Origin of the sequence: Natronobiforma cellulositropha (assembly GCF_025629245.1) — an archaeon.
GTDB lineage: Archaea > Halobacteriota > Halobacteria > Halobacteriales > Natrialbaceae > Natronobiforma > Natronobiforma cellulositropha.
Window position 1 is genome coordinate 1 of sequence record NZ_JANZXN010000005.1, and the last position, 19,425, is coordinate 19,425.

A 19,425-nucleotide genomic window follows, 5' to 3' on the forward strand; every position below is an offset into this window, starting at 1 on the left:
ACTGGTTTGCTGGAACAGCAGTCATCTCAGCATGATTGCGGTCAGACTCGACGCAATTTCGGCGTGATCGCCATCTCAGCCAGCCACTAAGCTAGAACGGATGGTCTACGTCCATAATGTCCAGAATCACTCCGTCCAACTCGTCCTGCGCCCCGTCGACGCCGGCCTCCCACTCGACGAACGTATCCCGAATGTTTTGCTTCTGCTCGTCGTCGAGTTTGCGCACGTCAAGGACGGGTAGGCTGAGCAAGTCTCCCTTCGACAACTCCAACATTCCACGGCCCTCGCTCCGTCCGAGAGTCTCCACGGCGGCCTGATACACCGTCGAGTTCAACACTCCGAGCAGAACCATCGTGTCGATTCCGCGCCCCGGGTGGAGACGGTAGAGGCGATTGTTCGCCGCCATATCGTCCACGTTCCGCAACGCGAACAACCGGTACTTGAAGCCCTTCGGGTGAAGGATGTCAGCCCGCTCGAGCTCGCCGACATTGAACCACACGTCGCGCGATGCACAGGTCCGCTTCTCGTTGACTCCCTGAGCCTCGCCCTCACGCACGTAGTTCAGCAACGCGGTGTATCCGTCGTCCCGGAGTTTACTCTTCACGCGTTCCTCCAGATCTGACTGCTCGAAACTACCGCTCGACATGGCCTCCTCGACATAGTCATGGACGTTGAGAAGGTACACGTCCGTCGAGTCCTCGGTCAACTTCGACTGTGGCTCCATTTGCTTGATCCATCTGATGACGGGTGCGAGGAAGCGGTCGTCAATCCCTCTCGCTTCGGCGTCCTCCTCATCGATAAGGAAGAAGTCGTTGTCCCCCGTCGTCACCCCACGACTCGAATCCCGCAACAGGTTCTCTAACGACGTGACGTGAGGGTTTTCGAGCAACTCGATGAACTCCTGAGGCGCGGACACGAAGTGTCCGAGCTTCGCCGATTCGCGCTCCATTAGGTACTCCTGACTCACCGCAACCGTCCGATAGGAGTCACGAGTGAGGATCATCATCTCCCGGCTGTCGCCCAAGTCGAGTTCGTACTCAACCGTGTCTACGATGTCCTCGGCCTCCATCTCCCCCTTCACCCGAATGAAGTTCACCACGTTGTTGCGCCGCTCCTCCTCGTCGTCGCACCGTTCGATCATCAACAGAGCACCGTCCACGAAGGCGTCCTCGAAGGCCCGCGCCCCGAATGCGACGACGGCTCGAATCTTGTAGTAGTCGTGGAGGAACTCTTGGAACTCCTCGCCGTACCCCGTCATCATCCACTTCGTCGGAACAATGTAACCGAGACGGCCATCGTCCTTGAGGAACTGCGTCGCGTGAGTGATGAAGTAAATGTAGGCGTCGCACCGCTTGCTGAACCGCTTGTCCCCGTCGTAGTACGGGATAGATCCGTCCGGCCCGAACTTCGTGAGATGCCGACGGAAGTGTTCCTTGTCGGGGTACAATCGACGTTGATCGATATACGGAGGATTGCCGATGGCCGCGTCGAAGAGTCCCACTTCGCCGTCATCCTCGGCGTGAACCTTCGTCGAGAACAGGGAGTCGATGTCCGGTGAGAGGTTGAAGAAGCTGTCGTGGTGCGTGTGAATCCGGTCGGTCTTCTCGCTCACGTTCTGCGAGGCGATGTTCAACGCGGTGAGGTGGAGTGGGAATTTGTTGATGTCGACTGCTACGAGATGGTCAACGATGGTCTGATGAGACGGCTGCGACGGCAACTGGTTCAACTGCTTGTATCCCTCCACGGTGAACGTCCCGCTGCCCGACGCCGGGTCAAGAACCCTCGGAACGTCGTCGGAAGAGCTGTCGGGAACGGCCCACGACGCCAGCGTCTCCGCGATCTTCGGCGGCGTGTAGTACTGCCCCAGCATCTTCCGCTCCTCCGCCGGAATCAGCTCCTCGTAGATCTCCCCGAGCAAGTCCTCGTCCAGCCGAGTGACGGATTCCGCTTCGATGTTCTCCAAGAAGTCCTCCAACGTCTGGAGCGTCTTGCGGTTCTGCGGGAAGTCAGCGAACAGACTCGTCCCGTCATCGAAGATCGGTTCATAGTCAATCTCCTTGATGATCGCATTGAACTGGTTCTGAAGGTGGTTTTCAAGGTTGGAGAGCGTGGTGTGGCCGTACAACGGGTCAAGTTCGAACCCGCTCTCCGTCTCGATCTCCGGCACCGTCTCGCCAGTCTCGGGATCGTACTTCCCTCTCGTCTTCTCCCGGATGACCTCGTAGAACAACACCTTGTTCGTCAACAGGTAGGCGTACTGCTTCCCGGCCACCTCGAATTGCTCCGCGTCGTCCAGATCCGAGTAGTCGTTCTCCGCCACCCACTCGTCGAACTGCTGAGTGAACCGCTCGTTGCTTCCGTACTTCTCACGCGCCAACTCCCGGTACGTCGGCCAGATCGAACTATGGAACGAACGCAGAATCCCGACGAGCCTGTCCCGCTCAGTCTGATCGGGGAGCGACTGCGCCTCGTGGACGTGTTCAACGACACCGAGGAGCTGCGGAATCGCCTCGGTCAAATCGGTGTCTCGGAGGTTGAAGTAGTAGAAGTCGATGTCCGCCAACTCGATCTCTCCCTGATAGTGGAAGAGGAACAAGTCGTTGCTGTTGCAGGTGGCGAAGAACTCGGCATCGAGAGCGTCGGTGTACTCGCGGGCCTGCTTGATCACGCTCTTGTCCCGCGGGTAGATCTTGTCGTTCTTGACCTCGATGACCATCTCGCCGTTCAGTGCAGATGGGATGAAGATGTCGGCGAAGCCCTCGTCCGTCGTCTTCTCGCTGACAGGCTCCTCAAAGAGCGTATCGTTCTCCTCGATGTAGTCGAGCAAACGCGTGTAAAATATGCCGTGGAACTTCGCCTCCTTTGCGCTCATTATATAACTGCTTCTTATCCACACCTCAAAGTTTTAACGACGTGAGAACTCGCTCCCATGACGGAAATAATCGAGCACAGAAATCCGGTCTAACAGTATCTCGGATGTATTCTCCCCATTTTGGTACGGGTGTTTCTGTCGGATTATGCGTCGTTTCTCCTACTTGTGGAATACGAGACTGATCAATCGAGGGTTGACGCACCACTCCCGGTGTGACGAGGCCTATACGACCGCTCAGAGTGCACTCTATCCGACTCGAACTGACGACTGTCCTCTCTCAGAGGGTAGTAGACGTGATTCTCTGACGTTCGTTCACTTCTTCCGAAGAATGTGTGGATAGAGAGTTAGCCTCGGCACTCATAGGGCTCATCACCACCGGGTGCCGAGTCCGGTTCCGAGCGGGTGCGTCGTCATCGGCCACTCGAGCGTACCCCCGCTGTCTCAAAGACCCTTCGGGGACGGCTCTAAACACCCAGTCCCCTAGAACAGTTCAGAACAGTTAAGACTCTCCGTGAACTACGTCAGCACGGAAGTCGGTCACTTCGAAACCACCAGGGGTGGGCGTTATTGAAACGCCCTGGGTGCTGAAGACACCCAAGACTGGCTTCCAAAACCCACGCGGCTTCGGATGCCATGTATCACTTGCTGCCATCGAGACATAAACGTCTCGCAAGCCAGTCGTATCGCAGACGAACAGCACCCGCCCTCGAGCGAGCACACCGCCACCCTCGAGACCACGCGCTGGGAGACCGCTCGAGGGGCCTCAGCGCGACCTCGGGTGTAAATCACGGAGACTCGAGTGGGAAGCGCAGATCCTCGAGTGCGACCACTACGAACTCGAGCACGTATTCCACGATCTCGAGACCAGATCTCACGAACTCGAGTTCCACCCACCGCGAGAGCACCGACTCGAGCACGAATCCAACGAACTCGAGCCAGCGCCCGCCCACGGAGTTACCGCGATGAGCGACGCCGAGAAGCGGTGTCCGGTCTGTGGAGCGCGGATCGTCACGGTGACGGTCGTCGGTCCGGAGACCGGCTACGTCTCGCCGTGTGGCTGTCGCGTCCTGCCGGCGCGGACGTAACACGAGGAGCGGTTTTTTTCGGCCTAGAGGATCGCCAGCACCAGCGCCGTCCCCCAGAGGACGACGAGCGTGGTCGTCGCGTAGTGGCTCCGGGCGTGGGTGTGTGCGTCGAGCCACGCCGAGAGGTCGGTGAGGTCGAGGACGCGCTCGAGCGAGCTGTCGGCGCTGTCGAGGACGGTCGTCGCACGCTCGTCGTCGTAGGTCACGCGGAGGGTGGCCTCGTCACCGGTCGAGACGTCACCGCCGCCGATGACGAGGGTGTCGTACTCGGTGTCGAGTTCGGTGAAGACGAGTTCGATGCCGGTGGGGTCGTCGGCGAGAGTGGTCTGAGAACCGATGGCGGCGGTCAGTTCGGCGAAGCCACGGTCGCCCGCCTCGAGCGTCGAGACGCGGACGGTACCGGTGTCGTCGTCCTCGACGGTGATGGTGAGCGACTCACGCAGGTGGTCGATGCCCGCGTCGGCGTCGCGCCGGAAGCGGGAGAATCGGGGATACCAGAGCGGGACAGCGACGATGGAGACGGTCAAGATGATGGCAGTGAGCTGAAAGTAGACGTCCATAGCGGAGAGAGGGGCGCTCGAGTATATAATTTCGCCTATGAGTTTGGGTGGTGTTTAGTTTAGCTCAACCTGCCGACTCGTTGGCCGCGAACGCCCAGAAAGCCCCCGACGCTCTCGAGGGCTGCGACTCGCTGCGATCCTCGGACTCCGTCCTGCGGTTCTTGCATCGTCTCGCACCCCGGGAGCGTCGGCCCCTTTCAGCCCCACCCAACGGCGGTTGGCTGGCTGGTTTTCGCCTAACTAAACACGACCTACGTTTGCGAGTGCTGTCGAGAGTGTCCAGTGCCGCTGTAGGCGGTGGGTCAGCGACGAATGTCTGGAAGGTTACACTTCAGGTCGCTCGTCGAGACCGTAGTAGCGCCCCCAGAAGCGGCGGTACGCCGCGGGCGTCCACTCGTCGAACACGGTGGATTCCTCGGCCAGTCGCTCGAGGGCGGCGACGGCGTCGGCCGCGTCGGGTGCGGACGCCTCTCGGAGCGCCGCCAGCGTCGCCTCGAGACCGGCACCACAGCAGAGCTCGGTCTCGATGCCACCGGCGAGACCGGGGGCGGCGTCGCGAACGCGCCAGATGAGGAGGGCGTCGGCGGGGTCACCGTGGGCGAACAGCCGGACGCACGCGAGGCGACAGCGCGGCCAGTTCGTGGCGTCGGGCTCGGTGAGCGCCTCCCGGAGCGTCCGGCGGATTTCGGAGACTGCCTCGGGGTGGGGTGGGACGTCGACGGCAGCGGCCCACGCGCGCTCGTCCTCGCGGCTGACGCCGGCGGTGCGGTCGGCCCAGCGGGCCGCGCTGGCGAGGTCGCGAGCGGTGAGGAGGTCGGCCGCCGAGACCTCCTCGCCGGCGGCGATGCGCTCGAGGTACGGGCGGAGCCACAGGCAGTCGGCGCGCTCGAGGTGGGACTGCCAGCGCTCGTCGGCGAGAATCTCGCGAGCGGAGGCGACGGTGGCGTACTCAGAGTGCATCGCGCCTTCGACGAGCTGGAAGTCGGCGTCGTCTTCGGGGGTGTAGACGACCCGGTAGGGGTTGTTGGCGTGCTCGCCGTCGAAGTGGTTCGACGCGAGGTGGTAGTGGGTACCCATTCGCGGAGAGATTCGAAGCCGGGTGCGATAGCCGTTTTCGTCGCTCGAGCGAGTCGGCTACGGCGGGGTCAGGTAGCCGAGGATGACGAGGAGCTCGAGGACGAGCACGAGACCGATCAGCAGGAAGCCGACGACGAGGGCGATCTGTGCGTTGGTGGTCCAGCGTTTCATCTCCCGGTTCTTCTGGTTGTTGAGCCGCGCCCAGCGGGTGTTGGCCTCCGCACGCCGGAGTGAGAGGGTGTCCGGTTCGTACTCGCTGCGGATGACGGCGCGAACGTCGTCGAGACCGATGCCGGCGAACCGGCCGACCGATTCGATCGACAGCCCGCCGCGAGAGAGCCGGTGGTTCCGGTCGGCGTAGGTGTAGACGGCGAGGACCACCGAGAGCAACAGCGAGAGCAGGCCGACGACCAGCAGCGGGAAGAAGGTGAACTCGGCGACGAAACTCGAGGGATCACCCCCGGAGCGGAGGTCGGCCCACAGCGTCAGCCCGGCGAAGACGAGTCCGACGATGAGCGCGTTCTGTTCGGTGACACCCAGCGCAGCGGTCTCGAGTTCGTTCCGGCGGGTAACCGACTGCTCGAAGACGGTGCGCGACTCGGCGAGCAGTTGGTCGCGGACGGCGGCGCTCGGCGTGGTGCTGACGTGCAGTGTGGTCGCGTCGGACACGCGTAGCGGTTCGACCGTCGAGAACACTTCGTCCTCGTCGAAGACGGTCGGGTCGCCGCAGATGACGCGTACCCGGGCGCTGGTGGCGTCGTCGAACTCGAGGTCGAACTCGTCGTCGACCGTCACGACGCGTCCGCTGAGGTCTCGCTTGATCGCGGCTTCGGTCACCCGGCCCGTCGACTCGAGTTCGACGACGGTGAGCGAGTCGGCGTCTCTCGGCTCGCGAGCGGTAACCGAGACGAGCGAGCCGGAGGCGACGCCGGCGTTCGAGCGAACCGGTTCACCGAGTGCGACCGTCCCCTCCTCGAGACCGTCCGCAGGCGGTTCGACCGTTCCGGCCGTCGTTCGTGTTCCGGCGACGAGAGCGACGGCGCCGGGTTCGAGGTCTCGAGCGGCCATCGCGTCGGCGGTGAGGACGACCGACTCCCACCCGGTGACGTCGGTGTCGACGACCTCGAGTTGACTCTCGGCACGTGCCATGTCACAAAGTAGCATTCGGGAGACGATATAGCCGCCACACCCCACACACGAGACCGGCACTCGAGCGGGACCACCCGTGTGAGGTCTCAGGCCAGCTGCGCGGCGACGTCGGTCGAGGAGATCATCCCCACGAGGTCGCCGTCTTCGACCGGGAGGTGCTTGATACCGAAGGTGGTCATCATGGCGGCGACTTCCTCGAGCAACAGGTCCGGCGGGACGGTCTCGACCGACTCGGTCATCACGGCGGTGACGGACAGACTCGCCGTGTCTTCGCCCGCAGCGACGGCGTCGAGGACGTCGGTACTGGTGAGAATCGACGGCGGCTGAGTCGTGACGACGAGCGCGTTGATGTCTTTCTCGCGCATCACCTGCGTCGCCTCCTCGACCGTCGTCGACGAGGGGATAGTCTCGAGCGGTGTCGACATCACGTCTTCGACGCGGATGCGTCTGTCTCTGTCCATACTCACTCGAGGAGGGCGAGGGGTATTGGTGTTTTCCCACTGGTCGCGCCAGCGCGGCGGGGCAGCAACTTAAGCACCCCGCGTGAGATAGACGACCGATGGCGAGTCCCACACGGCGTCGGATGCCGGAGCGCCCCGATGTGAGTTTCGTCGTCCCGGCGAGAAACGAACGCGAGTACCTCCGCGGGACGCTCTCGAGCATCGCGAGTCTGGACACGGCCTACGAGTACGAGGTGCTCGTCGTCGACGGTGGCTCGAGCGACGGCACCCGAGCGGTCGCCACCGAGTACGACGTGACGCTCCTCGAACAGTCGGGGCGGGGAATCGGCGCGGGTCGCCACGAGGGCGCACAGGCCGCCCGCGGCGAGTGGCTGGTGTTCGTCGACGCCGACACCGAACTCAGGGCGAACTACCTGACGGCGATGCTCGGATTTTTAGAGGGCGAGCGGCTGGCGGCGGCGAGTTCGCGCTGTCGGATCACCGGTCCCGCGAAGGCGAAACTGGTGGAGACGACGATCAACCACGTCTTCTCACGGCTGGCCTACCCAATCCTGCCGGGGTTCAACCTCGTCGTCCACCACCGGGCCTACGAGCGTGCGGGTGGCTTTCCGAACGTCGCGAACGAGGACACGGCGTTCAGTCGCGGGCTCGCCCGGCAGGTGCCGACGGGCTACTGCCCACAGGTGCTCGTCGAGAGTTCCGGGCGCAGAATCGAGCGCTGTGGGCTGACCGGCACGCTCGTACACTACCTGCGACTCGATGCCCACCGACTCCGCAGCGGCTACGGGCGCGATACGAGCCAGCAAACGGGGTGACCGGTTCCGAGAACGCCGCATCGGCCGTTTCGACGCATCTCCGAGGGGTTCGACGCTCGAGCGACGGCGTTACTGACCGGGTCGTAAACCAGCAGGCGCGATACGAAATAGACGAGTCGACGAGGGCGTGCGACAGCTTCCAGCACAGATGGCTGGCTGCCGAGATGCACGAAGACGTGCTACTCGCAGACGATGTGACACAGACGTTCAGTACAGCTGTCCGACGATCAGTCGCCACGGTGGGCCCGCACTGGCTCTCCGGGGGAGAGTGCGGTGGCCGTCACCCACCCACCGACATAGCCGAATACGAGACCGAGCAGGAGTCCAATTCCCACCGCCAGTGCAAGGGTGAAGACGATCGTGAAGAGTGATTTCGGATGCGTCAGTCCCAGGAATACTGGCACGAAAAGTTCGAGCGGTGTGAGGAGACCACCAATGAACCCAGCGCGGATGCCAGCAGCACCCGGATCTGACGAGTAGGTCGCGGCGACGGCCCCCGCGAGGAATGGTCCGACGAGTACGAGACCAGCACCGGTGGTCCATATCGGGTTCGGCGGAGAGTAGAGAACGGCAGTGATCGGGAGCGAAGCTAGAAAGCCAGTGAGCGCGAATCGCCACGCACCAGTGGAAAGTGACACAGTACTCTTCTGGAAGGATGACTGACACAAATAGATTTCGAGAGCGATCGGGCTGTAGTGAAGAGGAGAGATTCAGACCAACACCTATATCTGCGGCGTGCGCTTCGGTTCGCCTGATTCGATGCGCGCCGCCCTGTAACTGGGCCTGACTCGCAGGCCCACGACCCGCCCGCTCACTCGAGAGCGCGGCCGTTCGACCTCGGCGGCGGCAGTCGCCAGGGTCTCCTGCGACACTAGTCTGACGAGCGACTCGCTCGGCGACCGAAAACACCCATGAGCACACACCACACACGACATGCACGGCGCACAGCGCAGACGGCCCGGAAGGCACAGCACGCACGGAAGCGAACGATCTGAGGGCGGCCACTCGAGCCTCGGCCCGAGAGACCCAGCATCGACGACACTCGAGTCGGGAGGGAGGAGCGAAACCACCAGCCAGCGCCGTGGAGGGAACGCGTGACGGACACGCCGGACCGGTCGACGCGGTTTACCGAGGGGTCGATCACGTGGCCGTTGCTCGCACTCGCCGGGCCGCTGATGGCGACGCAACTGTTACAGGTCGTCTACAACCTCACGGACACCTTCTGGGTGGGACAGCTCGGCACGGACCCGGTGACGGCGCTGTCGTTCTCCTGGCCGATCATCTTCTTGCTCGTCAGTGTCGGCGGCGGGATGACGACTGCGGGGACCATCCTCGTCTCCCAGCACGTCGGGGCTGGAAACGACGAGCGGGTGACCCGGGTCGCCGGTCAGACGCTCGGCTTCGCGCTCGTGATCGCCGTCGCCGCGGGGACCCTCGGCACCTACCTCACACCGCAGTTGCTCGCCGCCATCGGGTCGACGCCGGGGACGACGGTCCACAGCCTCGCGAGCACCTACACCCGGATCGTCTTCCTCGGGATGCCTTTCACCGTGAGCTTCTACGTCTTCCTCTCGCTCCTCCGCGGCTGGGGCGATACGAAGACGCCGATGTACCTGGCGACACTGAGCGTCGCACTCAACACCGCCCTCGACCCGTTCGCCGTCCTCGGCTTCGCCGACAATCCGCTGTTCGGCTGGCTCGGACTCGAGGGACTCGAGTCGGCGCTGTTCGCCGCGACCGGCTTCTCGGGTCTCGGCGTCGCGGGGGCGGCGCTGGCGACGGTCGCCTCGCAGGGAGTGGCTGCGACAATCGGTCTCTGGCTGCTGTTCAGCGGCCACGTCGGCATCCACCTCTCGCTCGCAGACCTCCGGCCGGAGGCGAAGACGGTCGGAAAAATCGTCCGCATCGGCACCCCCGGAGCCATCGACCAGAGCACGGAGTCGGTCGCCGCCATCGTGATGACGGCGCTCATCGCGACCGTCAGCGCCGACGCGGTGGCCGCCTACGGCATCGGCAACCGGTTCATCTCGCTCGTCTGGCTCCCCACCGTCGCGATGGGGATGGCCGTCGAGACCGTCGTCGGCCAGAACCTCGGCCACGGCCGCCCGAAGCGCGCCCGCCACACGGTCTACGTCGCCATCGCCATCCTCTCGAGTGCCTTCCTCCTCGCCGGGGCGCTGACGGTCGTCTTCGCTCGCCCCATCGTCGGCGTCTTCGTCACCGGTCCCGGAGCCGAGGCGGTCGTCGACCACGGCGAGACGTTCCTCAGAATCGTCGCGCCGACGTGGGCGATCATGGCCGTCTACCACATGATGAACGGCGCGTTCTACGGCTCGGGATCGACCCGGATGGCGATGGCCATCGGCGTGACGACCCTGTGGGGTGCCAGGGCGGTGTTCGCCCTGGTGTTCATCCTCGGCGTGGGGCTGGGAGCGAGTGGCGCGTGGTACGCCATCGCGCTCTCGAACGTCACCGCAGCGCTCGTCGGTGCGCTCGTGTTCTTCCGCGGGCGCTGGCTCGAGCACGTCATCGACACCGAGGACGAGACCACTGCTGCTGAACCGGCGACGACGGCGGGCGACGGCGGTGGCTGAGTGAGAGTTAGCCCTCGAGCCGTTCGCGCACGGCGGAGACGATCAGCGGCAGCGTGATCGAGGCGTCGGCGTAGACGGAGACGTTCTCGGCCGTCGGCTCGAGTTTACCCCAGGAGCGGGCTTCGTCGAGCGTCGCCCCCGAGAGACCGCCCGTCTGGGGTGGGTCCATCGTGAGCTGGACGGCGTAGTCGTAGGCACGCGGGGTGACGAGCATCGTCTGGAGGACGAAGTTCTTCGGAACACCACCGCCGACGACGAACGCGCCCGCCTCGTCGGCCTCGAAGGCGCGGTCGGTCAGCGAGGTCATGTCGGCGAGCGCGTCGAGCGTCAGCGAGGTGGTCTGGCCGTACATCCAGGCCTGCAAGCCGAGCACGGAGTCCTGGATCGCCGGGCAGTAGATCGGGACGTCGTGTTCGTAAGCCGCCGCAGCCACGCCCGCGTCCTCGGCGATACCCTCGCGGTCGTTCACCTCGGCGTTTGCCGTCCCGAGTTCGCGGGTCAGACGTTCGATCGAGACCGAGCCGTTCTCGTCGCACTCGCGCTCGAGCGGCGGGAACACCGACGCTCGGAGGTGGGACTCGAACGCGGCGAAGTGTTCCTGGGGGAGGTAGACGTTGTAGATGCGGTCGACACCCTCCTCGCGCAGGGTCTCGTCGTGTTCGCGCTCGGTCTTGCCCTCGGCGTGGGTCTCGCCGTGGTGGTGTTTGCCGCCGATGGCCTCGATGGCGTCGTGAGTGAGGTTCGCCCCCGTCGTGACGAGTACGTCGATGTAGCCGTCTCGGATCAGCTCGGAGACGACCCGACGCATCCCCGTCGGGACCATCGCCCCCGCGAGTCCGAAGAAGACGGTCACGTCCTCGTCGAACATCGCCTCAGTCACGTCGACGGCCTCGCTCAGGGTCGCCGCACCGAGTCCGGCGCGGCCGTACTCGAGCGCCAACTCGTTCGCGGTCAGCCCCGCGCGGGCGTCGGTGTGTCCCACCGGGTCGGGCGAAAACGTCTCTCGAGCGGGGTCTGCGTCTCCGTGCTCGTCGGTCATGTCCTCGAGTGAGACCGCCAGCGGTTTCAAGGGCGCGGATTCGCTGGCGTCAGAGACCTGTCGGCACGTCCAGATACGTCGTCTCGAGACCTGCCTCCCACTCCCCGACGAGTCGCTCGAGCGCGCGGACGCCGAACGTCTCTGTGGCGTAGTGGCCCGCGAGAAAGACCGAGAGTCCGGCCTCCTTCGCCTCGTGGTAGGCTTTCCCCTTCCCTTCGCCGGTGACGAGCGCGTCGGCACCCGCGGCGACCGCCTCGTCGACGTAGTCGGTGCCGCTGCCGGTGACGACCGCGACCGACTCGATACGGTCGGGACCGAACGGGAGCACGTCGACGGGTTCGCCGCCGGTGTCGAGAGCGGTCTCGAGGCGGTCGGCGAGCCTCTCCGCGGTGAGACCGCCGTCGGGGAGGTGGCCGCGCTGGCCGACGTACTCGGGACCGAGTTCGCCGAAGGGGGTGCGTTCCTCGAGTCCGAGTACGTCGGCGACGCCCGCGGCGTTGCCGAGTTCCTGGTGGCCGTCGAGCGGCAGGTGTGAGACGTAGAGCGCGACGCCGTGGTCGAACAGCGGCGCGAGGCGGTCGTAGGTCCGGCCGGTCACCCGGTCGAAGCCGCCCCAGGAGAGACCGTGGTGGACGACGAGGACGTCCGCTCCGGCGTCGGCCGCGCGCTCGACCGTCTCGAGGACGCCGTCGACGGCGAAGGCGACGTGGTCGACAGACCCCTCGCGGGGACCGACCTGGAGACCGTTCGCGCTGGCGTCGAGGTCGGCGTAGGCGTCGGTTCGCAGCTCCGCGTCGAGTCGGTCGACGAACTCGGTGAGATCCATACGCGGGCGTTCGGGAGCGAGGGGTTTGTATCCTGGCGGTTGTCGTGTGTGATCGAACAGCAACGAATTTGGCCCGTGGCACGAAGGGAACGGGCATGAGTCGGCTCGCGGCCGTCGTCCTCGTCGTCCTCCTGGCGGGGTGTGGCGGGTTCGCTGGAGAGGGAGCAGTCGACCGAGAGCCGTTCGGCGTCGAGGAGCCACTCGAGTCGTCGCTCGCGGGCGGGGAGACGGCCGAGGCGGTAGCGCCCGGCCTGGCGAGCGACGGCGTCTTCGACGGGGATGCGCTGTACGACGCACACCACAGGGCGCTCGACGGACAGTCGTACACCCAGTCGATCAGGGGAGAGTACGTAGACGAACGGACCGTGGTGGGGACGTACGACCTCGAGGTCGAGTCGGCAGAGAGGGGGCGGACCGTTCTCGCGACGAAACACATCCGTGGCGAACACGGCGACCTCGAAGCGGGGGTGCGAACCCACTGGATCGACGACGGTGAACGGATCGTCCGCACCGACGCGGTGAACGGGTCGGTATCGTACAGCCGAGAGCGACCGCAACAGGTGTGGACGCCGTTGGCCTGGGTCGTCACCTCGCTCGCGGAGGCGAACGAGACGAGCGTCGAGTGGATCGGCCAACACCAGGGCGAGGACCTCTACCGCCTCGAGACCGACGGCGGCCAGGTCCCGTTCACCTTCGAAGCGAACGAGACCCACGCCGTGAACGCGCTCGTCAGGGGAGACGGACTCGTCGTCCAGTACGACCTCTGGGCGACCGACACGGAGACCGGACTCGAGTACGCAGAACGCACCACGCACACCCGCCTCGGCGAGACGAGACCCGAACCGCCGGCGTGGCTGACGGAGGCGCGTGAGGCACTCGGAGAGGAAGACGAGGACGAGTGGCGTGGTCCCATCTAGGTGTCCGGTCCCGCGACCGCCACGGCCGGTCAGGAGAACGTCACGGCCGTGGTGCGCGGGTGAAGACGAACTCTCGGAGGAGTTTTCCGGCGAGCGTCGCCGCCTGGCCGTCGTCGCGGTCGTTGACCTCGACGACGTCGAAGCCGGTCGCGAACGGGGCGGCCGCCCGGACGGCGTCGCGGACCTGACGGGGCGTGAGACCGAACGGCTCCATCGTCCCCGTCCCCGGCGCGAAGGCGGGGTCGAGCGCGTCGATGTCGACGCTCAGGTACGACTCCCGGCCCGCGAGTCGCTCCTCGAGTTGGCCGTCCGCCAGCCAGTCGTCGACGGCGTCGGGGGCGACGACCGTCACGTCGTCACGGGCGGCGCGCTCCCACTCGTCTTCGCTGCCCGTCCGCGCGCCGACGACGATGGCTTCGTCGACGGTCTCGAGCACCCGTCGGGTGACACAGGCGTGTGAGAACGGGTCGCCGTCGTACTCGGCTCTGAGGTCGAGGTGGGCGTCGAGACAGACGAACACGTCGGGGTCACACGCCCTCACGCCGGCCTCGCTGACGGTGTGCTCTCCGCCGAGGAGCACCGGGACGGCATCGTCCCAGACCACGTCGGTGAGCACGCCCTCGAGCCACTCGAGGTAGGCTTCGGCGTCGTTCCAGGCGTGGACGTCGCCGTGGTCGGCAACGGCACAGTCGGAGAAGTGTCGGTCCGTCCGGTGGTCGTAGTCGTCGAACGTCGCGGCAAAAGATCGGATTCGCTGGGGACCGAAGCGGGTCCCCGGCTGAAAGGTCGTCGATACGTCCAGGGGCGCACCGACGACCACGAAGTTCGCGTCCTCGCGCTCGGCAGTCGCCCCAGGAAACATCAGATGATCTTTCGCTGGCCCTCGAGTTCGAGGTACTCGATGTTGTCGTCGGGGGAGGCGTCGATGTCCTCGGGGATGAGCATCGTGAACGTCTCGTAGGTATCGAGGTCCATCACCTGCATGTCGTCGCCGTCGGTCGAGACGACCTGGCCCTGTTTGCGGTCGATGATCGGGACCCAGATCTTCGCGTCGACCGGCTGGCTGAGCGAGCGCTTCTTGTTGTCGAAGACGCCACGGGCCTCGATGCGGGCCTTCGCGCTGCCGTGTTTCCCTGGCTTGGCCGTGCTGTAGGCGTTGATCTTACACGCGGCGTCGTCGATCATCACGTAGCCGCCTTCCTGGAGGTCGCGAACTTCCTTCTGCTGTTTCGCCATGGGAGCGGATAATCAACCGAGCGGCATAAACCGTTTGGAACCGACTCGAGGACGGTAGCAGGACGCGAGCGGCCAGTACGGCGAATATCGGCCGTCGAGCGAGAACGCGAACGCGGCCGACAGAGGTTTTTCTCCCACGCCCACCTCTGCGTACGTGATGGAGACGGTCGCCCTCGCCGGCGTGTTGGCCGCCCTGCTCGCACTCGCGGTCGTCCTCACCCACCGTCGCCGTGTACGCCACCCGCTCGCGTCCGCGGCGAACGAAGCGCTCGAGCGTGACCTCCCGCCGGGCGTCGGGACCCACCTCGAGCGTGCCCCCGAGATCCGAGCCGTCGAACGGCGGCCGGACGGAACGGTAGTGCCGGTGGTCCGGGTCACCCTCGGCGTGGCCGACGAGCCGGGCACCGACCTCGTCTTCGAGTACGTCGCCGACGTGTTAGCGGCGCTCCACCCCGTCTTCGCCGACGAACGACTCGAGCGCTACGACCTCGAGTTCACCTTCGGTCCCGACGGCCTGCTCGTCTCGCGCTCGTCTCGCCGGGTGTGCGTTCCTGCCGAAGTGGCCGAGGCGGCTGTGGGCGACTCGAACGCCCGGGCGCTCGAGCGGGCGGTGGAAGCCCATCCGGAGGGTGTGGGCTGGCTCGAGTCTCGGTGAGTGGGGTTCGATTACCCCCCAAACGACCAAGGTCACCGTGCGTACACTAGAGAGCATGTCCAGCGTACAGGGTCTGTTGGGGCAGAGGAGAGGGCGATGAGTGAGGACCTGCTATCATATCCAACCGTGGATGAAATCCACGTGATTCACGAAGATATCGTCGAAGAGGGCGAGGAGACGGAGCCAGGAATACAAAACCCGCGAGATGTCGACTCAGCGCTGCACTACATCAGCGAAGGACACTACGGGAAGGTCCCAGAGACGATTCACGAGAAAGCAGCCCACTTGTTACGCATGCTCGTCACGGCACATCCCTACGTAGATGGGAACAAACGAACTGCACTGGCGGCGACAGAGGTGTTCTACGCGATGAACGGCTACTTGTTCACGTACGATGGTCGCGAGATCCGTCAGTGGCTACAGAAACTGGCGACAGATGCCGACAGTGTTGACATGGTCGAATTTGTATCGTACTGCCAGGAAAATTCGATCCGGACGGGCACAGAAGAGTGAAACGCATGACCGACGTAGACCCAGATACCATGGCCGACGCGGACAACAGGGACAGTGCGCCAACTCCTGTCGATCCAGACGTGCTCAGTGAACTCATTGCGCTCAGGGACAGGCTCCAAGAGTTGGACGACGAAGCGGGGACATCCCTTCTCGCTTCCGAAGTCGTTGCTGCATTCGACGCCCTCGACACCCTCGCAGAGGCGACACAGGCAGTCGATCCGCAGGAACTGGCCACACTCGCGAAGATTGCAGAGACGCTCGAGACGGTCTCCCAGACCCAAGACCGAGCCGCTCGGGTGTCTGCGACGCGAGAAGGGGTCCAACGCCTCCAGGAAGCATCTGAAGCGGCTGAATCAGTCGAGGAGCGAATGAACACCGTCCGAGTGACGTCGAAGCTGTTACGCGAACTCAACCGTGAGACGTACGACGCGCTCGAACACGAGTGAGTCGGTGCACTCGAGTCCGCTGTCTGTGTCCGGAAACCGAACCTGCTAGCGGCGTCTCGCATCTGTGAACCGGACACGGCGCGCCCACCGCCATAGCCACCGACCATTTCCAGAAATTATATGTATCTCTCCGTGAAATTCACCGCTGGAAGCGACGCCCGCCGCACACCGGTTGGGGTACGCACCAGAACATACCCCGGGTGGTAGAAGCACCCGAGGCGTGGCTTCCATCAACCCTGGAAGGGGTTCGAGGAGCCATGACTCTCTACCGACCACGCAACCTTAAAAGGTACGAATACGCGCCGTACAGCCCGCGAAACGCCGATTCTCGGAGTGATAACGCTCTCGTTCGCAGCGATCTCGGGGTCGCTCGAGCGCACCTCACGCCGGATGCACGGCCAGCGCCGACCGCTCGAGCGATGCCGTCGGGAGGGCACCGATGAGCGAGGACCTCGGCCGCTGGGGCGGCGAGGAGTGGAACCCGCCGCGGTGTCCCCACCGCGAGAGTGTGGTGGTCGGCGTGACCGCCACGGGTCCCGACACCATCGTCGCTTCCTGTGGCTGTTATCTCACGCAGGAGGAGGCGGCGGCGCTGCGCCGCTAGCCGCCACTCACAGCTCGTCGTCGTCGAACAGCGCCTTCCGTTCTTCGTGCTCGAGTTCCCGCTCGCGCAGTTCCTTCTTCGCCTCGATGCGCCGCAGCGAGACGCGGTAGAGCAGGATGATCCCCACCAGGCCCAGCAGGAGGACGCCGGCGAAGAAGACCGCTCTAATCATCGGTCTCGTTTTCCGGTTCGGGGTCACCGTCGGTGGCGCTCGCGGTGTCGGGGTCGAGGATCACGGGTGTGCCGCCGTCGGTGACGAAGACGGTTCCCTCGTCGTAGGCGCGGATCTGCTCGAGGGCGAGGTTCTCCTCGGTGAGCGCCTCCTGGACCTCCCGGAGGGCGTCGGCCTCACCTTCGGCGCGGATGCGTTCGGCGTCGGCGTCACCCTGGGCGCGGGTACGCTCGGCGTCGGCCTCCTGGCTGGCGATTTCGACCTCCTCGAGTGCGCGCTCGAAGGAGGGGTCGAAGTGAATGTCTCTGACCTGGACCGACTCGATGTCGACGTAGGAGGGTGACTCCTCGCGTAGCGCGTCGGTGATGATGTCACTGAGCAGCGCACGGCCCGTATCGGAGTTGGCCTCGGTCGCGTTGAGCGCGGAGGCCTCGCGGGCGACCGTGTCGATGGTCTCCGGCCGGAGGAGGCGCTGTTCGTACTGTTCGATCGTGTTCCACTCGCGGTGGAACTCGACGACTTCGTCCTCGACGATGCTGTAGCGGACGGTGATGTCGGCACCGACGTGTTGCTGGTCGGCCGAGCGGAAGTCGACGGCGTCTTCCTGGTCGACGTCACCGTCGTGGACGTCACCGCTCATCGTGTAGGTCTGCGGGCGAATCTCGATGTACTCGACCGAGTGGTAGAACGGGACCAGCGGGAAGTGCCATCCCGGGTCGAGAACCTCACCCGTAACCGCCCCCTGTGCTTTCTTCACGCCACGGTCCCCCTCGTCGACGCTCGCGACCATCATAATGTAGCCGATCCCGCCGACCAGGAGCAAGACCACACCGACGACCGCGGCTGCCTGTAATTGCGATTCACTTACCATGTTGTCACGTAGTACTGTCTGCGTTCTGAGCAGATTGGGATGAGTGTATCGGTTTCAGTTGTACAGAACGTACAAAAACGCGAAACGAGTTTCACGGCCGGCTGTCTCGAGACGACGGCCACGACGAGCGTCCAGTGGAGACGAGAGAGGACGTTCCGTCTCGAGCTACGGGGTGGGTTCGCTCTCGCGGTCGTCACCGTCGTCCTCGTCGGCGGCCAGCCGTGGCACCATGGCGACGAAAAAGTAGACCGACCAGAAGACGGCGAAGATGGCGGCGATGCCGAGCAGGGCGAAGCGGTCGGTCAATTCGAGCTGCATGACGATGAAGCCGCCGCTGACCACGACGGCGAAATTGTACAGGAACACGCTGAGATGGTCGATCGTGAGAGCCATGCCCCGGTTTCTCAGGGTGAGACCGTAAAGCGACCGGTCCGGGACGCGTTCACCAGCCGAAGCCGACGGTCTCGGCGGGTGGCGCGAGCGGACTCCCCGGCACCCCCTCGCCCGGGTCGGGATCGTTGTACCGCCGCGGGGCGACGTCGTTCGGCGTGTCGGCGTAGTAGAGCGCGGCGAGTTGCTGTAGCTGGCCGCGGCCGACACCGAGTTCGAACTGGCCGCCACCGTAACAGCGAATGTCGCGCTCGTCACAGTAAGCGAGCGTCTCGAACAGCGACTCGAGCGAGCCGAATCGGGAGGGTTTGACGTTGAGCCAGCGGGGTTCCCACGGCAGCGCCTCCACGTCCTCGACGCCGTGGATCGGCGCGTCCCACGAGAGGCGGTCGGTGTAGGTCTCGAGAACCGGACGCGTCTCGTCGGTCACCGCGGGGTCTTCGACCACGGCGTCGGGGAACGCCTCGAGCACCCGCTCGTAGAGGTCGGGGTCGGCCGGCACGTCGACCTCGGTTCCCTCGTACTGCCCCTTCAGGTCGAGGATGCGTACCGCGTCGAATTCGGCGAGTGACGCCACCAGGTCGTCGTCCCACTCGGGTGTCGGATCGAGTTTGAACTCGAGTGACGGGTCACGTTCGGCCAGCGTGTCGAGGCGGTCGGTCGTCGGCGGCTCGCCGAGGCGGGTGCTGACGACGAACCGGAGCGGCTCTTCGGTGCGTCCGAGCGCCGTCGGCAGGTCGGTTCCGGCCTGTCTGAGCGCGAGGTCGAGCGCGGCGCTCTCGAGCGCCCAGCGGCGGTAGTTGCGGAAGACGGAGCGGTCGGGTGCACCGCCCGGGAAGAGATCGAGACCGTCGAGGTGAGCCGAGAACGAGTCGACGGTGAACTCGCCGGTGAGGTCGGGCAGCCCCCGTTCTGCGAGCGCCTCGTGTTCGGCCGTCTCGTAGGTGACGTCCTCGCCACGGCCGGTGACGACGCCGTCGCCGTCGTCTCGCTCACCGGTGAGCGAGACGACCGTCGTCACGCGCGTGAAGTCACTCGAGGTCTCGCGCGTCCGCTGGGCAGTCGAGACGGCGTCGATCCGAACCGGGAGCGAAGCGACCTGCTCGTAGTCCATACGCTCGAGTTGTCGCCGGGACAGAAAGA

23 protein-coding genes are annotated in these 19,425 nt (G+C 64.9%); 8 read left to right on the forward strand and 15 right to left on the reverse strand.

The annotated features are described in order from the left end of the window. Positions 1-91: 91 nt before the first annotated feature. Positions 92-2,872 carry an N-6 DNA methylase gene (locus tag N0B15_RS01590; protein WP_263017563.1) on the reverse strand — a complete coding sequence of 927 codons (2,781 nt, stop codon included), beginning with the start codon at positions 2,870-2,872 and terminating at the stop codon, positions 92-94. Positions 2,873-3,657: 785 nt separating this feature from the next. Continuing rightward, entirely contained in the window at positions 3,658-3,822 is a 165-nt protein-coding gene (locus N0B15_RS01595) for a hypothetical protein (protein WP_263017564.1), read from the reverse strand. A gap of 12 nt (positions 3,823-3,834) precedes the next feature. Here N0B15_RS01595 and N0B15_RS01600 point away from each other — a divergent pair, with 12 nt between their 5' ends. Beyond that, positions 3,835-3,957, forward strand: a complete 123-nt coding sequence (locus tag N0B15_RS01600) for a hypothetical protein (RefSeq protein ID WP_263017566.1) — start codon at positions 3,835-3,837, stop codon at positions 3,955-3,957. 23 nt (positions 3,958-3,980) lie between these two features. Here the strand turns inward: N0B15_RS01600 and N0B15_RS01605 are convergent, their stop codons facing one another. The 4 genes from N0B15_RS01605 to N0B15_RS01620 all read right to left on the reverse strand — a co-directional run bounded on the left by N0B15_RS01605 (position 3,981) and on the right by N0B15_RS01620 (position 7,204). After that, positions 3,981-4,517 (reverse strand): hypothetical protein, encoded by a 537-nt coding sequence (locus N0B15_RS01605; RefSeq protein WP_263017568.1) that lies wholly within the window; start codon positions 4,515-4,517, stop codon positions 3,981-3,983. 324 nt (positions 4,518-4,841) lie between these two features. Continuing rightward, positions 4,842-5,594, reverse strand: coding sequence for a hypothetical protein (locus N0B15_RS01610; RefSeq protein ID WP_263017569.1), 753 nt, complete (start codon positions 5,592-5,594; stop codon positions 4,842-4,844). 57 nt (positions 5,595-5,651) lie between these two features. After that, the gene (locus N0B15_RS01615; RefSeq protein WP_263017570.1) at positions 5,652-6,743 is read right to left on the reverse strand and encodes a hypothetical protein; all 1,092 of its coding nucleotides are present in this window, start codon (positions 6,741-6,743) and stop codon (positions 5,652-5,654) included. Between the two features lie 86 nt (positions 6,744-6,829). Further along, on the reverse strand, positions 6,830-7,204 hold the full coding sequence (locus N0B15_RS01620) for a CBS domain-containing protein (RefSeq protein ID WP_263017571.1): 375 nt from the start codon (positions 7,202-7,204) through the stop codon (positions 6,830-6,832). 98 nt (positions 7,205-7,302) lie between these two features. On the opposite strand from N0B15_RS01620, the gene N0B15_RS01625 reads away from it, so the two are divergent. Next, complete coding sequence (locus N0B15_RS01625) at positions 7,303-8,019, forward strand: glycosyltransferase family 2 protein (protein ID WP_263017572.1); 717 nt, start codon at positions 7,303-7,305, stop codon at positions 8,017-8,019. A gap of 227 nt (positions 8,020-8,246) precedes the next feature. On the opposite strand, the gene N0B15_RS01630 is transcribed toward N0B15_RS01625, so the two are convergent. Next, a complete protein-coding gene (locus tag N0B15_RS01630) occupies positions 8,247-8,657 on the reverse strand; it encodes a DUF5518 domain-containing protein (RefSeq protein WP_263017573.1) in 411 nt (136 codons plus the stop codon). A gap of 456 nt (positions 8,658-9,113) precedes the next feature. Between N0B15_RS01630 and N0B15_RS01635 the strand changes: the two genes are divergently transcribed. Continuing rightward, positions 9,114-10,613: an MATE family efflux transporter gene (locus N0B15_RS01635; RefSeq protein WP_263017575.1), complete on the forward strand. Its 1,500-nt coding sequence runs from the start codon at positions 9,114-9,116 to the stop codon at positions 10,611-10,613. A gap of 7 nt (positions 10,614-10,620) precedes the next feature. On the opposite strand, the gene N0B15_RS01640 is transcribed toward N0B15_RS01635, so the two are convergent. Further along, complete coding sequence (locus N0B15_RS01640; RefSeq protein WP_263017577.1) at positions 10,621-11,652, reverse strand: deoxyhypusine synthase; 1,032 nt, start codon at positions 11,650-11,652, stop codon at positions 10,621-10,623. Between the two features lie 49 nt (positions 11,653-11,701). Next, a complete protein-coding gene (locus N0B15_RS01645) occupies positions 11,702-12,478 on the reverse strand; it encodes a Nif3-like dinuclear metal center hexameric protein (RefSeq protein ID WP_263017578.1) in 777 nt (258 codons plus the stop codon). A 95-nt stretch (positions 12,479-12,573) separates the two neighbouring features. On the opposite strand from N0B15_RS01645, the gene N0B15_RS01650 reads away from it, so the two are divergent. Next, a complete protein-coding gene (locus tag N0B15_RS01650; protein ID WP_263017579.1) occupies positions 12,574-13,395 on the forward strand; it encodes a hypothetical protein in 822 nt (273 codons plus the stop codon). Positions 13,396-13,435: 40 nt separating this feature from the next. On the opposite strand, the gene speB is transcribed toward N0B15_RS01650, so the two are convergent. Continuing rightward, on the reverse strand, positions 13,436-14,257 hold the full coding sequence (gene speB, locus N0B15_RS01655) for an agmatinase (RefSeq protein ID WP_263017580.1): 822 nt from the start codon (positions 14,255-14,257) through the stop codon (positions 13,436-13,438). Continuing rightward, positions 14,257-14,631: a translation initiation factor IF-5A gene (locus N0B15_RS01660; protein WP_263017582.1), complete on the reverse strand. Its 375-nt coding sequence runs from the start codon at positions 14,629-14,631 to the stop codon at positions 14,257-14,259. The genes speB and N0B15_RS01660 overlap by 1 nt, the downstream gene beginning before the upstream one ends. Positions 14,632-14,788: 157 nt before the next feature. Between N0B15_RS01660 and N0B15_RS01665 the strand changes: the two genes are divergently transcribed. The 4 genes from N0B15_RS01665 to N0B15_RS01680 all read left to right on the forward strand — a co-directional run bounded on the left by N0B15_RS01665 (position 14,789) and on the right by N0B15_RS01680 (position 16,849). Next, positions 14,789-15,286, forward strand: coding sequence for a hypothetical protein (locus N0B15_RS01665; RefSeq protein ID WP_263017583.1), 498 nt, complete (start codon positions 14,789-14,791; stop codon positions 15,284-15,286). Positions 15,287-15,382: 96 nt separating this feature from the next. Further along, positions 15,383-15,799, forward strand: a complete 417-nt coding sequence (locus N0B15_RS01670) for a type II toxin-antitoxin system death-on-curing family toxin (RefSeq protein ID WP_263017584.1) — start codon at positions 15,383-15,385, stop codon at positions 15,797-15,799. Positions 15,800-15,804: 5 nt separating this feature from the next. Continuing rightward, complete coding sequence (locus N0B15_RS01675) at positions 15,805-16,245, forward strand: hypothetical protein (protein ID WP_263017585.1); 441 nt, start codon at positions 15,805-15,807, stop codon at positions 16,243-16,245. A gap of 439 nt (positions 16,246-16,684) precedes the next feature. Next, positions 16,685-16,849: a hypothetical protein gene (locus N0B15_RS01680; RefSeq protein ID WP_263017586.1), complete on the forward strand. Its 165-nt coding sequence runs from the start codon at positions 16,685-16,687 to the stop codon at positions 16,847-16,849. Between the two features lie 7 nt (positions 16,850-16,856). Here N0B15_RS01680 and N0B15_RS01685 read toward each other — a convergent pair whose 3' ends face one another. The 4 genes from N0B15_RS01685 to N0B15_RS01700 all read right to left on the reverse strand — a co-directional run bounded on the left by N0B15_RS01685 (position 16,857) and on the right by N0B15_RS01700 (position 19,396). Continuing rightward, on the reverse strand, positions 16,857-17,021 hold the full coding sequence (locus N0B15_RS01685) for a hypothetical protein (protein ID WP_263017587.1): 165 nt from the start codon (positions 17,019-17,021) through the stop codon (positions 16,857-16,859). Next, positions 17,014-17,892 (reverse strand): prohibitin family protein, encoded by an 879-nt coding sequence (locus N0B15_RS01690; RefSeq protein ID WP_263017588.1) that lies wholly within the window; start codon positions 17,890-17,892, stop codon positions 17,014-17,016. The genes N0B15_RS01685 and N0B15_RS01690 overlap by 8 nt, the downstream gene beginning before the upstream one ends. 165 nt (positions 17,893-18,057) lie before the next feature. Beyond that, positions 18,058-18,285, reverse strand: coding sequence for a DUF8074 family membrane protein (locus N0B15_RS01695; protein WP_263017590.1), 228 nt, complete (start codon positions 18,283-18,285; stop codon positions 18,058-18,060). Between the two features lie 49 nt (positions 18,286-18,334). Continuing rightward, positions 18,335-19,396, reverse strand: a complete 1,062-nt coding sequence (locus N0B15_RS01700; protein ID WP_263017592.1) for an enolase-like domain-containing protein — start codon at positions 19,394-19,396, stop codon at positions 18,335-18,337. Positions 19,397-19,425 lie beyond the last annotated feature (29 nt).

What these genes read in the sequence shown, in the direction of transcription:
- N0B15_RS01670 (WP_263017584.1), top strand. Translation starts at nt 15,383, where the DNA reads ATGAGTGAGGACCTGCTATCATATCCAACCGTGGATGAAATCCACGTG.
- N0B15_RS01605 (WP_263017568.1), bottom strand. Translation starts at nt 4,517, where the DNA reads ATGGACGTCTACTTTCAGCTCACTGCCATCATCTTGACCGTCTCCATC.
- N0B15_RS01650 (WP_263017579.1), top strand. Translation starts at nt 12,574, where the DNA reads ATGAGTCGGCTCGCGGCCGTCGTCCTCGTCGTCCTCCTGGCGGGGTGT.
- N0B15_RS01660 (WP_263017582.1), bottom strand. Translation starts at nt 14,631, where the DNA reads ATGGCGAAACAGCAGAAGGAAGTTCGCGACCTCCAGGAAGGCGGCTAC.
- N0B15_RS01690 (WP_263017588.1), bottom strand. Translation starts at nt 17,892, where the DNA reads ATGGTAAGTGAATCGCAATTACAGGCAGCCGCGGTCGTCGGTGTGGTC.
- N0B15_RS01610 (WP_263017569.1), bottom strand. Translation starts at nt 5,594, where the DNA reads ATGGGTACCCACTACCACCTCGCGTCGAACCACTTCGACGGCGAGCAC.
- speB (WP_263017580.1), bottom strand. Translation starts at nt 14,257, where the DNA reads ATGTTTCCTGGGGCGACTGCCGAGCGCGAGGACGCGAACTTCGTGGTC.
- N0B15_RS01640 (WP_263017577.1), bottom strand. Translation starts at nt 11,652, where the DNA reads ATGACCGACGAGCACGGAGACGCAGACCCCGCTCGAGAGACGTTTTCG.
- N0B15_RS01700 (WP_263017592.1), bottom strand. Translation starts at nt 19,396, where the DNA reads ATGGACTACGAGCAGGTCGCTTCGCTCCCGGTTCGGATCGACGCCGTC.
- N0B15_RS01685 (WP_263017587.1), bottom strand. Translation starts at nt 17,021, where the DNA reads ATGATTAGAGCGGTCTTCTTCGCCGGCGTCCTCCTGCTGGGCCTGGTG.
- N0B15_RS01615 (WP_263017570.1), bottom strand. Translation starts at nt 6,743, where the DNA reads ATGGCACGTGCCGAGAGTCAACTCGAGGTCGTCGACACCGACGTCACC.
- N0B15_RS01680 (WP_263017586.1), top strand. Translation starts at nt 16,685, where the DNA reads ATGAGCGAGGACCTCGGCCGCTGGGGCGGCGAGGAGTGGAACCCGCCG.
- N0B15_RS01695 (WP_263017590.1), bottom strand. Translation starts at nt 18,285, where the DNA reads ATGGCTCTCACGATCGACCATCTCAGCGTGTTCCTGTACAATTTCGCC.
- N0B15_RS01600 (WP_263017566.1), top strand. Translation starts at nt 3,835, where the DNA reads ATGAGCGACGCCGAGAAGCGGTGTCCGGTCTGTGGAGCGCGGATCGTC.
- N0B15_RS01620 (WP_263017571.1), bottom strand. Translation starts at nt 7,204, where the DNA reads ATGGACAGAGACAGACGCATCCGCGTCGAAGACGTGATGTCGACACCG.
- N0B15_RS01665 (WP_263017583.1), top strand. Translation starts at nt 14,789, where the DNA reads ATGGAGACGGTCGCCCTCGCCGGCGTGTTGGCCGCCCTGCTCGCACTC.
- N0B15_RS01590 (WP_263017563.1), bottom strand. Translation starts at nt 2,872, where the DNA reads ATGAGCGCAAAGGAGGCGAAGTTCCACGGCATATTTTACACGCGTTTG.
- N0B15_RS01625 (WP_263017572.1), top strand. Translation starts at nt 7,303, where the DNA reads ATGGCGAGTCCCACACGGCGTCGGATGCCGGAGCGCCCCGATGTGAGT.
- N0B15_RS01645 (WP_263017578.1), bottom strand. Translation starts at nt 12,478, where the DNA reads ATGGATCTCACCGAGTTCGTCGACCGACTCGACGCGGAGCTGCGAACC.
- N0B15_RS01675 (WP_263017585.1), top strand. Translation starts at nt 15,805, where the DNA reads ATGACCGACGTAGACCCAGATACCATGGCCGACGCGGACAACAGGGAC.